This window comes from Anaeromyxobacter sp. K, from assembly GCF_000020805.1.
Taxonomy (GTDB): domain Bacteria; phylum Myxococcota; class Myxococcia; order Myxococcales; family Anaeromyxobacteraceae; genus Anaeromyxobacter; species Anaeromyxobacter dehalogenans.
In genome coordinates, this window is the sequence record NC_011145.1 from 2,991,333 (window position 1) to 3,005,000 (window position 13,668).

11 protein-coding genes and 2 rRNA genes (1 of these 13 cut by a window edge) are annotated in these 13,668 nt (G+C 75.2%); 10 read left to right on the top strand and 3 right to left on the bottom strand.

The window, feature by feature from the left end; genetic code table 11:
* The first annotated feature begins 94 nt into the window (after positions 1-94).
* The 10 genes from ANAEK_RS13470 to ANAEK_RS13515 all read left to right on the top strand — a co-directional run bounded on the left by ANAEK_RS13470 (position 95) and on the right by ANAEK_RS13515 (position 11,750).
* Positions 95-724, top strand: a complete 630-nt coding sequence (locus ANAEK_RS13470; RefSeq protein WP_012526686.1) for a TetR/AcrR family transcriptional regulator — start codon at positions 95-97, stop codon at positions 722-724.
* 1 nt (position 725) lies between these two features.
* Positions 726-1,697, top strand: a complete 972-nt coding sequence (locus tag ANAEK_RS13475; protein ID WP_012526687.1) for an HlyD family secretion protein — start codon at positions 726-728, stop codon at positions 1,695-1,697.
* A 3-nt stretch (positions 1,698-1,700) separates the two neighbouring features.
* Positions 1,701-2,837 (top strand): ABC transporter permease, encoded by a 1,137-nt coding sequence (locus tag ANAEK_RS13480; RefSeq protein WP_012526688.1) that lies wholly within the window; start codon positions 1,701-1,703, stop codon positions 2,835-2,837.
* Positions 2,834-4,051 (top strand): ABC transporter permease, encoded by a 1,218-nt coding sequence (locus ANAEK_RS13485; protein WP_012526689.1) that lies wholly within the window; start codon positions 2,834-2,836, stop codon positions 4,049-4,051. Before ANAEK_RS13480 ends, ANAEK_RS13485 begins: the two co-directional genes overlap by 4 nt.
* Positions 4,048-5,481, top strand: coding sequence for a TolC family protein (locus ANAEK_RS13490; protein WP_012526690.1), 1,434 nt, complete (start codon positions 4,048-4,050; stop codon positions 5,479-5,481). Before ANAEK_RS13485 ends, ANAEK_RS13490 begins: the two co-directional genes overlap by 4 nt.
* A 122-nt stretch (positions 5,482-5,603) precedes the next feature.
* Positions 5,604-6,272, top strand: coding sequence for a TetR/AcrR family transcriptional regulator (locus ANAEK_RS13495; RefSeq protein ID WP_012526691.1), 669 nt, complete (start codon positions 5,604-5,606; stop codon positions 6,270-6,272).
* A gap of 28 nt (positions 6,273-6,300) precedes the next feature.
* Positions 6,301-7,419 (top strand): efflux RND transporter periplasmic adaptor subunit, encoded by a 1,119-nt coding sequence (locus tag ANAEK_RS13500; RefSeq protein WP_012526692.1) that lies wholly within the window; start codon positions 6,301-6,303, stop codon positions 7,417-7,419.
* Positions 7,416-10,550 carry an efflux RND transporter permease subunit gene (locus ANAEK_RS13505; protein ID WP_012526693.1) on the top strand — a complete coding sequence of 1,045 codons (3,135 nt, stop codon included), beginning with the start codon at positions 7,416-7,418 and terminating at the stop codon, positions 10,548-10,550. The genes ANAEK_RS13500 and ANAEK_RS13505 overlap by 4 nt, the downstream gene beginning before the upstream one ends.
* A gap of 38 nt (positions 10,551-10,588) precedes the next feature.
* Positions 10,589-11,014 carry an NUDIX hydrolase gene (locus tag ANAEK_RS13510; protein ID WP_012526694.1) on the top strand — a complete coding sequence of 142 codons (426 nt, stop codon included), beginning with the start codon at positions 10,589-10,591 and terminating at the stop codon, positions 11,012-11,014.
* Positions 11,015-11,075: 61 nt separating this feature from the next.
* Positions 11,076-11,750: a UdgX family uracil-DNA binding protein gene (locus ANAEK_RS13515; protein ID WP_012526695.1), complete on the top strand. Its 675-nt coding sequence runs from the start codon at positions 11,076-11,078 to the stop codon at positions 11,748-11,750.
* Positions 11,751-11,759: 9 nt separating this feature from the next.
* On the opposite strand, the gene mtnP is transcribed toward ANAEK_RS13515, so the two are convergent.
* The 3 genes from mtnP to ANAEK_RS13530 all read right to left on the bottom strand — a co-directional run.
* Positions 11,760-12,641, bottom strand: a complete 882-nt coding sequence (gene mtnP, locus ANAEK_RS13520) for an S-methyl-5'-thioadenosine phosphorylase (RefSeq protein ID WP_012526696.1) — start codon at positions 12,639-12,641, stop codon at positions 11,760-11,762.
* 168 nt (positions 12,642-12,809) lie between these two features.
* Positions 12,810-12,926 (bottom strand): 5S ribosomal RNA (rrf, locus tag ANAEK_RS13525).
* A 161-nt stretch (positions 12,927-13,087) separates the two neighbouring features.
* A 23S ribosomal RNA gene (locus tag ANAEK_RS13530) occupies positions 13,088-13,668 on the bottom strand (it continues 2,399 nt past the right edge of the window).

The following is a 13,668-nucleotide window of genomic DNA, read 5'->3' on the forward strand; positions in this document are numbered from 1 at the left end:
CGTCGCTCCGCCGCACCCACCCCGCTTGATCCGGCGCGGTCCGCGCGCTAGAAGAGCGCGGTCCGGAAGTAACTAACCGGTTATATACTTCACCATGGCATCGTCCCCACCCCGCAAGCGCGACGCGCAGGCCACCCGGGCCGGGCTGCTCGAGACCGCCGGCCGCGCGTTCGCGGAGCACGGCTACGACGGCGCGCGCATCGACGACATCGCGGCGCGCGCCGGCGTGAACAAGCGGATGATCTACGCCTACTTCGGCGACAAGGACGGCCTGTACCGCGCCGTGCTCGACGCCCACCTGACGCGCGCGCTCGCGGCCGCCGAGCCCACCGCCGCCGGCGCGCGCGCGGCGCCGCGCGAGGAGGTGGAGGCGCTGGTGCGCCGCTTCTTCGGGTTCCTCTCCGATCACGAGGACTTCGTGCGGCTGATGGGCTGGGAGGCCCTCTCGCGCGCCCGCCGCGGCCGCAAGCTCCTCGCCGACCGGATCGCCGCGAACCTCGACCCCATCCACGCGGTGGTGCGGCGCGGCGTGGCCCAGGGCGCGTTCCGCGCCGACCTGGACCCGCGGACGCTCACCATGAGCGTCAACGCCCTGTTCCTCGGCTACTTCCTGCAGCGCCCGTTCCTGGAGGCGCTGTGGTCCACCGACCTGCGCGCCGCCCGCGCGCGCGAGGCCGTGCTGCGCGACTTCGTGCGCCTCCTCCTCGACGGTATCGGAGCCTGAGATGACCCGCCGCCTCCTCCCCTTGCTCCTCGCGCACGCCGCGCTCCTCGCCGCCTGCGGCGATCGCGCGCCGGCGCCCATCACCGGCCTGGTGGACGCGACCGAGATCGACGTCGCCTCCAAGATCCCCGGCCGCGTGAAGGCGCTGGCGGTGCGCGAGGGCGATCCGGTGAAGGAGGGCCAGGAGCTCGTCACCATCGAGAGCCAGGAGGTCGCCGCGAAGATCGACCAGGTGAAGGCGGCGGTGGACGCGGCCCGCGCCCGGCTCCAGATCGCCGAGCGCGGCGCGCGCGCCGAGGAGCGGCAGCAGGCGCGCCGCGCGCTCGACACCGCCCGCAGCCAGCTGGACGTCGCCACCAAGGCGCACGAGCGCGCCACCGCCCTGCTCGCCACCGGGACCATCACCCAGGCCGCGTTCGACGAGGCCGACTTCAAGTTCAAGGCCGCCCGGGACCAGCTCGCGGTCGCGCAGGCGCGGAACGACCTGGTGATCAAGGGCGCCCGCGCCGAGGAGGTCGAGGCGCTGCGCGCGCTGGTCCGGCAGGGCCAGGGGAGCCTGGCCGAGGTGGAGAGCTACGGCCGCGAGACGGTCCAGACCGCGCCCATCGGCGGCGAGGTGGCGAAGATCCTGGTCCACCGCGGCGAGCTCGCCGCCACCGGCTACCCCATCCTCACGCTGGTGGACCGGACCGACGCCTGGGCGGTGTTCCCGGTGCGCGAGGACCTGCTGGGCGCGGTGAAGGTCGGGACCGACCTGGACGTCGAGGTGCCGGCGCTGCGCCGGCGCCTGCCCATGACGGTGTTCTCGGTGGCCCCGCTGGGCGACTTCGCCACCTGGCGCGCCACCGGCGAGAAGGGCAGCTTCGACCTGCGCACGTTCGAGGTGAAGGCCCGGCCGCGCCAGCCCGATCCCGAGCTTCGCCCGGGCATGACGGCGCGCTTCACGCCGGTGCTGCCCGCGGCCGCGAGGTGAGCCGTGGGGTTCCGCGCCGCCTTCCTCGCCCACCTGCGAGGGCTCGCCGCGAGCCCGCGCTACCGCCTGATGCTGGCGGTGTTCCTCGGCGCGAGCTGGCTCACCATCGCCACCTACCAGCAGCGCGTGATGCGCGAGCTGCCTCTCGCCGTCCTCGACCTGGACGGGACGGGCCCATCGCGCACCGTGGCCCGGTACCTGGACGCCACCCCCGAGCTCCGGGTGCTCACCGATCCGCCTCCGACGCTCGCGGCGGCGCAGGCGGCGCTCGACCGCGGGACGCTGGCCGGCGTGGTCCTGGTGCCCGACGGCTTCTCGGCCGACCTGAAGCGCGGTCGCCGCGCGGAGGTCCTCGTCGCCGTGGACATGAGCAACGTGCTGGTCGGGCGCACCGCCTCGCGCACCATCGCGAAGGTGCTCGCCACGGTGTCCGCGGGCGTCGAGCTGGGCGTGCTCCAGAAGCTCGGCACCCCGCCCTCGGCCGCGCTCGCGAAGGCCGCGCCGGTGGTGGTCACCGAGGCGCTCGCGCGCAACCCGGGCGCCAGCTTCGCGGTGTACCTCGCCCCGGCCTTCGCGCTGTTCTTCGTGCACCTCGTGACGCTGTTCCTGGCCTGGTCGGTGATCTGGCCGGCCGATCCGGCGCGCCGCCCGGCCGAGGCGCTGGGCCGGTGGGCCGCGGTGCTGGTGGTGGCGCTCGCCCTGGCGGTGCTCTCCACGTACGGCCTGCTGCGCATCGACGGGATCCACCCCGCCAGCCCGCCCCCGGTGGTCGCGCTCTCCCTGCTCGCGTTCGTGGGGGCGGAGCTCCTGTTCGCGGCGGCCGTCGCGGCGCTCCTCGGCGGCGGGCCGTTCGCGTTCCAGTCGACCCTGCTGCTCGGGATGCTGTCGCTCATGTTCTCCGGGCTCACCTGGCCCTGGGACGTCATCCCCGGGCCCATCCGCGCGATCGCGAGCGCGCTCCCGTTCACCCCGTTCGGCCGCGCGCTCCGGATCTTCCTGCACGAGCCCGCCGCGCTGCGGGACCTGGCCGGCCCGCTCGGCTGGCTCGCTGCCCAGGCCGCGGGCTTCGTGGCGGTGATCGCGGCGTCGCGCGGGGCCCGGGCGCTGGCGGCCCGGGCGCGCGCGCGGGGGGCCGCATGACCGCCGGCGCCTGGCTGGACGTGCTGCGCGCGAGCGCGCGCGAGGAGCGCGGGAGGATCTTCCGCGAGCGATCCATCCTGCTCGTGCTGCTCGCGATCCCCCTGCTCTACCCGGTGATCGTCGCGTACCTGTACCACGCCGAGGACTCGCGCGACCGCCCGGCGCTGCTGCTCGACCTGGACGGCTCGGCGCTCTCGCGCCGCCTCACCCTCGAGCTGGAGGCCACCCCCGAGCTCCGCATCGACCGCCGCGTCGCGTCGCTGGACGAGGGCGTGGCCGCGCTGCGGCGGGACGAGGCCGAGCTCCTGCTGGTCGTCCCGGACGACTTCTCTCGCCGCCTGAAGCGAGGTGAGCAGGCCCAGCTCGCGGTCTGGGCCGGCGGCGCCAACCTGTACACGTGGGCCATCGCGTACCCGGCCGCCGTCACGGTCGCGGGCGCCACCGGCGCGCGCGTGCGCACCGCAGCGTTCCTCGCGAAGGGGGTGCCGCCGGACGTGGCGCGCGCCCGCGCGGCGCCCATCGCCACCGGCGACCGGCTCCTCTACCACCCCACCGGCTCCTACGGCCGGTACCTCGCCGCCGGCATCTTCCTGGTGGTCCTGCAGCAGCTCGTGGTGGTCTCGCTCGCGTTCAGCGCGGGCGCGCGCCTCGAGGCCGGGCTGCCGGCCGCAGGCCGCGAGCCGTTCCCGCTGGCGCGGCTGCTGGGCATGGCCGCCGCGCACGCGCCGTTCTGGCTGGCGGGCGTCGCGTTCGTGGGCCTCCTGCTCATGCCCGCCATGGGCTGGGCCGGCCCGAGCGTCCTCGCCACCGCCGCGCTGCTGCTGGCGTTCGCGGTGACGATGGTCCCGGTGGCGATCGGGCTCGCCAGCCTGGCGCGCGACCGGATGGGCACGTTCCAGCTCCTGATGTTCTTCTCGGTGCCGCTCTTCCTCGCGTCCGGCTTCACCTGGCCCCCCGGCCAGCTCCCGCGCGCGGTCGAGGTCGCCACCGCCCTGTTCCCGGCCACCCCCGCGCTGCGGGCCCTGCGGGTGCTGGTCATGAAGACCGGCGACCTCGGCGCGGTCGCGCCGCAGCTCGCCTGGCTCGGGGCGCTGCTCGTCCTCCACTCCGCGCTGGCGGTGCTCGTGGTCCGCCGCGCCGCCGTGGCGCGCCGCCTGGCCGCGCTCCGGCGCGGGGCCGAGCCGCCCTCCCCTGCCTCGAGGAGCACCCCATGATCCCTTCCACCCTGCTCGCCCTCGCGCTCGCCGCGGCCGCGGAGGCCGGCGCCCCCGGCTCGGCCGACCCCGGCACCGCACCGCCGGTGCTCACCCTCGACGCCGCGTTCCGTCGCGCCCGCGAGGCCAGCCTCGAGCTGCGCATCGCCGACGAGCGGCTCGCGCAGGCGCGCACCCTCGCGCGCAAGGCGTGGAGCCACTACCTGCCCCAGGTGACCGCGGGCGCCTCCTACGCCTGGAACTCCGAGGACGTGGTGCTGGACCTGCCCACCAGCTTCGCGATCCGCGACCTGGGCCGGCCCACCAGCGCGCCGCGCGCGACGCTCCCCCCGTACGATCCCGGCCGCCCGTTCTCGCCCGGCAACCTGCCCGGCGAGGCGACCACGCTCGCGCTCGTCCCGACCTCGATGGAGGAGCTGGAGCTGCAGCGGAAGACGCAGTACGGGGTGCAGGCCGAGGTGAAGCAGGCGCTCCTCGCGCCGCGGCTCTGGCCGGCCATCCGCAACGCCTACCTGGCCGAGGACGTCGCGGGCGCGCAAGTCGCCGACACGCGCCAGAAGCTGCTCTTCGGCGTGGCGCAGCTCTACTACGGCGCGGCCACCCTCCGCGAGGCGGTCGCGGTGCAGGAGCGGACGCTCGAGACCTGGCGGCAGCACGAGACGGACGCCGAGCACCTCGCCGCCCAGGGCGCCGCCCCGCGCCTGGCGCTGCTGAAGGCGCGCACCGATCGCGCCCGCGCCGAGCAGGAGCTGATCCGGACGCGCAACGCGTACGCGGCGGCCCGGCTCGCCCTCGCCACGCTGCTGGATCGCGACGCGGACTTCGAGGTGGAGCGACCCCCGGAGCCCCCGCCGCCGTCGGCCGACGCCCAGGCGCAGGAGGAGCGCGCCGCCCGCCGACCGGACGTGGAGGCCGCCCGCGCGCGGCTGGCGCTGGCCCAGGGTCAGCGCCGCGAGGCGGTCGCGGCCTACCTCCCCACGCTCGGCGTGAGCGGGACCTGGCGCTGGGCCAGCATCACCGGCTTCACCGGCGAGCACGCCGGCTGGACCGTCCTGCTCGGCCTCCAGTGGACGCTGTTCGACGGCGGCCGGCGCGAGGCCGACCTCGCCGAGGCGGGCCACCGCGCCGCCGAGGCCGACGCGGCGCTCGCGCTCGCCTCGAACAAGGCGCGCGACGAGGTCCGGCGCGCCCGGCTGGACCTCGACAGCGCGTCGGCCTCCGCGCGCAAGGCCGAGGAGCAGGCGGCGCTGGCACGCGAGGCGCTGGAGCAGGCCCAGCGGGCCCACGCCGCCGGCGCGGCCACCTACCTCGAGGTCGCGGACGCCACCAGCGCCGCGTCCTCCGCCGAGCTCGGCCTGGTCGCGGCCACGCTCGACGCCCGGCTGGCGCGGCTCGCCCTGGCGCGCGCGGCCGGCACGTTCGATCCATGACGCCGCCCCGGGCCCCCGCGGGCGGCGGCGCCGCCGGTCCGCCCGGGTTGGCCCGCAATTCCTGACCCGTCGGTCAGCCTCGGTTGCGCCGGCGCGCGGGGCGCGGTACGAGGGACGTCGCCATGGCCCGACGCCCCGCCCCCGGCGCCCACGAGGCGCTGCTCGAGGCCGCCCGCGAGGAGATCTGCCGGCACGGGCTCGCGCGCGCCCGCGTCGAGGACATCGCGCGCCGCGCCGGCATCTCCAAGGGCGCCTTCTACCTGCACTTCCGCACCAAGGACGCCGCGTTCGCGGAGATCGTGCAGCGGCTGTACGGCGCGCTGGAGGACCAGACCCGGCGCCGCGAGGAGGCCGAGCGCCGCTTCGACCGGGCGCACCGGGACGAGGACGGCCCGGCGCTCCTGCGCGCCCAGCTCGAGTTCGAGGTGGAGGTCGACCTGGAGTCGCTCGAGCTGCTCTGGCGGAACCGCCACGTGATCCGCGCGCTGGAGGCCGCGGGCCCGGAGTGGACCCGTGGCCTGGCCGACTTCCGGCGCCGCCTGCAGCGCGCGCTGCGCGATCGCATCGCCGCGAAGCAGGCCGCCGGCCGGCTCCGCCGCGACATCGACCCGGCCGCCGTGGCCGACCTGCTCGTCGGCACCTACGAGGGCTTCGTGCGGCGGACGGCCGAGCTGCGCCAGAAGCCCGACCTCGCCGGCTGGGCGCGCTCGTTCCTGACGATCTTCTACGAGGGCATGGCCGGGCCCGCCGCGCGCGCCGCCTCCGCCCGCGCCCGCCGCACCGCATCCTGACCCGCCGGTCAGCCCCGGAGACCCGACGATGCCGCCGCTCCGCCCCGCCCTGCTCCTCGCGATCGCCGCGACCGCCTGCGGCCGCCGCGGCGCCGACCGGCCCCCGCCGCCCCCCGCGCCGGCGACCGCCCCCGCGCCCGCCGCGGGACCGGCGGCCGCCGCCGCCCACCTCGCCGCCCCGGAGCGCATCCGCTTCGTGCCGCGCGTCACCGCCACCGGGACGCTGAAGGCGCGCCAGGCCTCGGCGCTGGCGTTGAGCGTGGCCGGCACGCTGGAGCGCGTCGCGGTGCGCCGCGGCCAGGAGGTGCGCGAGGGAGCGCTCCTGGCGGCGCTCGACACCGGCGCCGCCGCGGCGGCGCTCCGGCAGGCCGAGGCGGCGGTGGCGGCCGCCCGGGCGCAGCTCGCGCTGGCGGAGGACGCGCTCGCGCGCACCGAGCGGCTCCGCCGCGAGGAGGGCGCGTCGGAGGCGCAGGCCACGCAGGCGCGCGCGCAGCGCGACCTCTCCGCCGCGCACCTCGCCGCGGCCCAGGCGCAGGCGGAGCAGGCGCGGGTCCACCTGTCGCACCACCGGCTGGTCGCGCCGTTCCCCGGGGTCGTCACGCGCGTGCCGGACGGCGTGGGCATCGCCGTCTCGCCCGGCGTCCCGCTCGTCACGCTCGTCACCACGCGCGAGCTGGTCCTCGAGACCTCCCTCACGCAGGCCGAGGCTGCCGAGCTGCGCCCGGGCGCCCGCGCGACGGTGTCCCTCCCCGGCACCGGCGCGCGCGCCGCGGACGCGGTGGTGACGGTGGTGGTCCCCGCGGTGGACCCCGCCACGAACCGCGTGCCGGTGGAGATCGCCGTCGCGAACGCCGGCGGCCACTTCCTCGCGAACGCCTACGCGCGGGCCGAACTGCCCCGCGGGGCGGAGCGCGAGGCGTGGCGCGTGCCGGCCGCGGCGCTGGTGCAGCGCGCCGGGGGTCACGCGGTGTGGGTGGCCGGCGGGGACGGCAGGGCGCGGACGCTGCCGGTGCGCCTGCTCGCCGAGGAGGGCGAGGCGGCGGTGGTGCTGCCGGAGGGCGGTGGCTGGCCGGAGGGGCTGCGCGTGGTCACCGACCCGCCGGTCGGCCTCGCCGAGGGCACGGCGCTGGCGCAGGTGCGTGGATGACGCTCTCCGACGTCGCCATCCGCAGGCCCGTCTTCACCGCCATGATGTCGGTGACGCTGGTGGTGCTCGGGCTGCTCGGCCTGCGCCGCCTCGGCACGGATCTCTACCCCGACGTCAGCATGCCGTTCGTCACCGTCACCACCACGTACCCCGGCGCGAGCCCGAGCGACGTGGAGGAGACCGTCACCCGGCCGATCGAGGACGCCGTCTCCTCCATCGCCGGGATCGACAAGGTGTTCTCGTCCTCGCGCGAGGACGTGTCGCTGGTGTTCATCGAGTTCGAGCTGTCGGTGCCGCTGGGCGAGGCGGTCCAGAACGTCCGGGACAAGGTGGGCATCGCGCAGGGGGAGCTGCCGCTCGGCGCCCGGGCGCCGGTGATCGCGCAGTACGACGTCGCGGCGCAGCCGGTGCTCGTGTTCTCGGCGGCGTCCGGGCAGGACCCCATCGCGCTCCGCGAGCAGCTCGACGACCAGGTGCGCCCGCGCCTCGAGCAGCTCGAGGGCGTCGCGGCGGTGCGCATCGTGGGCGGCGCCGAGCCGGAGGTCTCGGTGGACCTGTCCCGCGACCGGCTCCGGGCCGTCGGGCTGGATCCGGAGGCGGTGTTCCGGCGCGTGCAGGGCGAGCACCTCGACCTGCCCGGCGGGAAGCTCCCGGCCGGCGACGGCGAGGTCGGCATCCGCGTGCGCGGCGAGTTCCAGGACGTGGACGCGCTCCGCCGCATGCCGGTGGCCGCCGCGCAGGACGGCTCGCTGGTGCGGCTCGGCGACGTGGCCCTGGTGCGCAAGGGCGCGAAGGAGCCGAAGACGCTGGTCCGGACCGACGGGGTGGACGCGGTCGCGGTCGAGGTCGTGAAGCAGGCCGGCGCGAACTCCGCCGCGGTCGCGAACGAGGTGAAGCGGCTCCTGCCCGAGCTCCAGGCCGAGCTCGGGTTCCGGGCGCAGGTCCTGGTGGACCAGTCGGAGATCATCGAGGCCAACGCGCACGAGGTGTGGGTCGCCATCTTCTTCGGCGGCGCCATGGCCATCCTCATCATCCTCCTGTTCCTGCTGGACGTGCGCGGCACGATCATCTCCGCGCTCGCGCTGCCGACGTCGGTGGTGGGCACGCTGTTCGTGATGTACTGGATGGGCTTCTCGCTCAACCAGCTCACCCTGCTCGGCCTCTCGCTCGCGATCGGCCTGCTCATCGACGACGCGGTGGTGGTCCGCGAGAGCATCACCCGGCGCCTGGAGGCGGGCGACCCGCCGGCGGTGGCCGCCAGCCGCGGCACGCAGGAGATCGCGCTGGCCGTGATGGCGACCACCTTCACGCTGGTGGCGGTGTTCGTCCCGGTCGCATTCATGCAGGGCATCACCGGCCAGTTCTTCCGTCAGTTCGGCCTCACCATCACGGTGGCCGTGCTGATCTCGCTGTTCGTCGCGTTCACGCTCGACCCGATGCTCTCGGCGCGCTTCGTCCGCGCCCACGTCCCGGGCCAGGCGCGGCGCGAGCACGCGGTGGCGCGGCGGATCCGCGCCGGGTTCGACGCGAGCGATCGCGTGTACGCGCGCACGCTGGACTGGGTGCTCCGGCACCGCGGCCTCACCTTCGCGGCGGCCGCGCTGCTGTTCCTCGCGAGCCTGGCGGTGGCCCCGCTGCTCGGGTCCGAGTTCGCGCCCAAGGAGGACCGCAACCAGCTCATCGTCAACCTGGAGTACCCGCCGGGCACCAGCCTCGCCACCGCCTCGCGGCGCAGCGCCACGCTGGAGGCCCGCGTCCGCGCGCTGCCCGGGGTGACCGCGGTCTACGCGACCATCGGCTACCAGGAGGACCCGCGGCAGGTCCGCTGGCGGGTCAACCTGGTGGACAAGAACGCCCGCCGCGACGGCGTGGAGAGCTACAAGGACTGGATCCGCGGCGTGCTCGCGGCCGACGAGCGGCTCGCGACGCGGGCCGTCTCGGACCCGCCCATGCTCGAGGGCATCGGCGACTTCCCGCCGGTGCTCATGCACGTGACCGGCCGCGACTTCACCCGGCTCCGCGAGGAGGCGGAGCGGCTGGTCGAGGCGATGCGGGCGGTCCCGGCGCTCACCGACATCCAGCTCAAGGACTCGCCGGGGAAGCCCGAGCTGCAGGTCGAGGTGGACCGGGAGGAGGCGGCGCGGCTGGGCGTCCCGGCCGGCGCGGTCGCGCTGCAGGTGCGGCTGGCCACCCAGGGCGAGGTGGCGGGCAAGCTGCGCGAGGGGCGCCGCGAGTCGGAGATCCGCGTGCGGCTGGCCGGGGACGACCGGGAGTCGCGCGACGCGCTCGACGGGATGTGGATCTCGACGCCCCGCGGGCCGGTGGCGCTCGCGCAGCTCGCGCGGCTGGAGCGCTCGACCAGCCCGGCGGTGATCGAGCACCAGCGGCGGGAGCGGAGCATCTCGGTGTGGGCGCAGATCGCGCCCGGCCACGACCTGGGCGGCGCGGTGCAGGCGCTCCGCGCCCGGGTCGGCGCGCGCCCGCTGCCGGCCGGCTACGGGTACATCTGGGACGGCATGCAGAAGGAGCAGGCCGAGTCGCAGGCGAACATGGGCTTGGCGCTGCTCATCGCGGTGGTGTTCATCTTCATCGTGCTGGCGAGCCAGTTCGAGTCGTTCGTCCACCCGTTCACCATCATGCTCTCGCTGCCGCTCGCGATCGTGGGCGCGGTGCTGGGGCTGGGGCTCGCCGGCCAGACGGTGAACATGGGCTCGCTGATCGGGATCATCCTGCTCATGGGGCTCGTCACCAAGAACGCCATCCTGCTGGTGGACGGGGCGCTCCAGCACCTGCGCGAGGGCGACGACCCGGAGACCGCGGTGCGCAGGTCGGGCCCGCGCCGGCTGCGCCCCATCCTCATGACCAGCGGCGCGATGATCCTCGGGATGCTCCCCACCGCCCTCGGCAAGGGCATGGGCAGCGAGTTCCGGGCGCCCATGGCCATCGCGGTCATCGGCGGCGTGGTCACCTCCACCATGCTGACGCTGTGGGTGGTGCCGGTGGTCTTCGTCTGGGTGGAGAAGGTCCGCCGCCGCGGCCGGGGCAGGCCGCGCGCCCTCGCCGCCGCCACCGACGCCGGCGCGCCGGCGCCGCAGGCCGGCGTCCGCGATCGGGCCGCCGGCGGGGGCTAGCTCCCGCGGGCCGGCGCCCGGTGGCATACTGCGCGGCCATGTCCGAGCGCCGCGCCTTCTCGACCTCCGTCTTCTGCCGCCACGGCGGCGCCGTGCTGCTCATCCGCCACCGGCGGCTCGGCACCTGGCTGCCGGTGGGCGGCGAGCTCGAGCCGGGCGAGACGCCGCTCGAGGGGGCGGTGCGCGAGCTGCGCGAGGAGACCGGCCTCACCGGGCGGTTCCCTGCCGGGCTCGGGGTGGACGGCTCGCCCCCGGGCTTCATCGGCTACGAGGAGCACCCGGCCGGATCGAAGGGCCTGCACCTGAACTTCGCGTTCGTGGCCGACGTGGCGGGCCGCGACCTCGCCGCCTGCGACGAGTGGGACGCGGCGCGCTGGGTGACGCGGGGCGAGCTCGCGGCGCTGGAGTGCCCGGCGAACGTCCGCCAGCTCGCGGCCCTGGCGCTCGACGCGCCCGGCGCCTAGCGCGCGTCCTGCTCGCCGGCGCGCGCGGGCGCGGCGGCCGCCGCCGCCCCAGGTTGTGCGCATGCCACGGCGCCCTCCCCCCGGCGGCACCGCCGCCCCGCTCGTGCCCGCGCGCGCCACGCTGCCGGCGCTCCGGCGCGCCGCCGCGGGCTGCACCGCCTGCCCGCTGTGGGAGCGCGGGACCCAGACCGTGTTCGGCGCCGGTCCGCCGGGCGCGACCGTGATGCTGGTGGGGGAGCAGCCCGGCAACGACGAGGATCGCGCCGGCGAGCCGTTCGTCGGGCCCGCGGGACGGCTGCTGGATCGTGCGCTGGCGGCGGCGGGCCTGGACCGGCGCGACGCCTACGTGACGAACGCGGTGAAGCACTTCAAGTGGGAGCCCCGCGGCAAGCGGCGCATCCACCAGAAGCCGAACGCGGGGGAGGTGCGGGCCTGCCTCCCCTGGCTCGAGGCGGAGATCGCGGCGGTGCGGCCGCGGGCGGTGGTGTGCCTGGGGGCGACCGCGGCGCAGGCGCTGCTGGGGCGCGGCTTCCGGCTGACCGAGCGGCGCGGGCAGCCGGTGCCCTCGCCGCTGGCGGAGGTCGTGATCGCGACGCTGCACCCGTCGGCCGTGCTGCGCGCGCCGGACGACGCGGCCCGCCGCGAGGCGCTCGCGGGCCTGGTGGCGGATCTCGCGCGGGTCGCGGCGCTGCTGCGCCGGCCCCGTTCGCCGGAGCCGCCCGCCACCGGCGCCTGACCGGCCGGCTCAGCCGGCCAGGTACTTCTCCAGGATGGGCCGGAGCTTCTCGCGGGTGGCCGGCGCGATCCGGCTGCGATCCGACCAGATCGCGAGCGCCAGCGCCGACTGGCACGCGCACGGCTTCTCGAGCGCGGCGACGTGCGGGATCGCCCGCCGGATCAGCTCGATCGCGTTCTGCGTGGCGGACTTCACGTTCGCCAGGATCTCCTCGATGAGCTTCGCCTGGTCCACCGAGGCCGGGTGCGGCTTCCAGCAGTCGTAGTCGGTCGGGAGCGCCACGAGCGCGTAGCAGAGCTCCGCCTCGCGCGCGAGCTTCGCCTCCGGCATCACCGTCATCCCGATGAGCGACGCGCCCCAGCTCCGGTGCAGCTCGCTCTCGGCGCGGGTCGAGAACTGCGGGCCCTCCATGCAGACGTAGGTCCCGCCCTGGTGCACGCGCGCCGGGAACCCGGTGCCCGCCTTCACGAGGACGTTGCGGAGGGTGGTGCAGAACGGCGCCGCGAACTCCACGTGGACCGCGAGGTCGTCGAAGAAGGTGCCGGCGCGGCGGAAGGTCTTGTCGATGACCTGGTCCGGGATGACCAGGTTGCGCGGCGCGACCTCCTCGCGGAGGCTGCCGACCGCGCCGCTCGCGAGCACGTGCGTGACGCCCAGCGACTTCAGCGCCCAGATGTTGGCGCGGTACGGGACCTGCGACGGGTTGAGCATGTGCCCCTCCCCGTGCCGCGGGAGGAGCGCCACCGGCACCCCGCCCACCTCGGTGAGCGTGATCGGCGCGGAGGGCCTGCCGAAGGGCGTGTCCAGCGCGCGGACCTCGCCGCCGCCGAGGGCCCCCAGCGCCTCGCCCAGCCCCGTCCCCCCGATCACCCCGACCATCGCGCGCGCCATCGATCCCTCCGTCGCCGCGGGCTGCGGCGAAAGGGCGAGTATACCCGGCCGGCCCATCGCGCCGGGCGTCGTTCAGCCCGCCGGACCGCGGCCGGCGGGCGCCGCGCCGAGCTGGGCGCGCCAAAAGAAAAAGCCCGCCAGAGCGGATGCTCTGGCGGGCACGAAAAGATGCGGCAGCGACCTACTCTCCCACACCGCTTCCGGTGCAGTACCATCGGCTCTGGTGGGCTTAACTACCGTGTTCGGGATGGGAACGGGTGTGACCCCACCGATATAGCCACCGCAAACCTTTGAAAGAACGCGAGACCACGAGGTCTCTCGACAACCGTTACGAAGGGAAAAGAAGAGCACCGCACCGCGGGGCCACAGAGGGCCACACATCTACTCCGTACTTCGAAGGAATTCGATCTCGACCTCGAGCAGGTCGCCTACGACCTGAGAAAAGGGAGACCAAGCCGCACGCCCTATTAGTACCGGTCAGCTGAGCGCCTCACAGCGCGTACACCTCCGGCCTATCGACCTCGTCGTCTTCGAGGGGGCTTCAGGGGCTTGCGCCCGGGAGAAGTCGTCTTGAGGTTGGCTTCCCGCTTAGATGCTTTCAGCGGTTATCCGTTCCGCACATAGCTACCCAGCGATGCCTCTGGCGAGACAACTGGTACACCAGCGGTGCGTCCATCCCGGTCCTCTCGTACTAAGGACAGATCCCCTCACTTCTCCTACGCCCACGGCAGATAGGGACCAAACTGTCTCACGACGTTTTGAACCCAGCTCGCGTACCGCTTTAATTGGCGAACAGCCAAACCCTTGGGACCTGCTCCAGCCCCAGGATGCGATGAGCCGACATCGAGGTGCCAAACCGCGTCGTCGATGTGAACTCTTGGACGCGATAAGCCTGTTATCCCCAGAGTACCTTTTATCCGTTGAGCGATGGCCCTTCCATACAGAACCACCGGATCACTATGACCTGCTTTCGCACCTGCTCGACCTGTCGGTCTCGCAGTCAAGCTCCCTTATGCCATTGCACTCG

What these genes read in the sequence shown, in the direction of transcription:
- ANAEK_RS13515 (WP_012526695.1), top strand. Translation starts at nt 11,076, where the DNA reads ATGCCACGGCGCCCTCCCCCCGGCGGCACCGCCGCCCCGCTCGTGCCC.
- ANAEK_RS13510 (WP_012526694.1), top strand. Translation starts at nt 10,589, where the DNA reads ATGTCCGAGCGCCGCGCCTTCTCGACCTCCGTCTTCTGCCGCCACGGC.
- ANAEK_RS13505 (WP_012526693.1), top strand. Translation starts at nt 7,416, where the DNA reads ATGACGCTCTCCGACGTCGCCATCCGCAGGCCCGTCTTCACCGCCATG.
- ANAEK_RS13495 (WP_012526691.1), top strand. Translation starts at nt 5,604, where the DNA reads ATGGCCCGACGCCCCGCCCCCGGCGCCCACGAGGCGCTGCTCGAGGCC.
- ANAEK_RS13475 (WP_012526687.1), top strand. Translation starts at nt 726, where the DNA reads ATGACCCGCCGCCTCCTCCCCTTGCTCCTCGCGCACGCCGCGCTCCTC.
- ANAEK_RS13470 (WP_012526686.1), top strand. Translation starts at nt 95, where the DNA reads ATGGCATCGTCCCCACCCCGCAAGCGCGACGCGCAGGCCACCCGGGCC.
- ANAEK_RS13485 (WP_012526689.1), top strand. Translation starts at nt 2,834, where the DNA reads ATGACCGCCGGCGCCTGGCTGGACGTGCTGCGCGCGAGCGCGCGCGAG.
- ANAEK_RS13500 (WP_012526692.1), top strand. Translation starts at nt 6,301, where the DNA reads ATGCCGCCGCTCCGCCCCGCCCTGCTCCTCGCGATCGCCGCGACCGCC.
- ANAEK_RS13490 (WP_012526690.1), top strand. Translation starts at nt 4,048, where the DNA reads ATGATCCCTTCCACCCTGCTCGCCCTCGCGCTCGCCGCGGCCGCGGAG.
- mtnP (WP_012526696.1), bottom strand. Translation starts at nt 12,641, where the DNA reads ATGGCGCGCGCGATGGTCGGGGTGATCGGGGGGACGGGGCTGGGCGAG.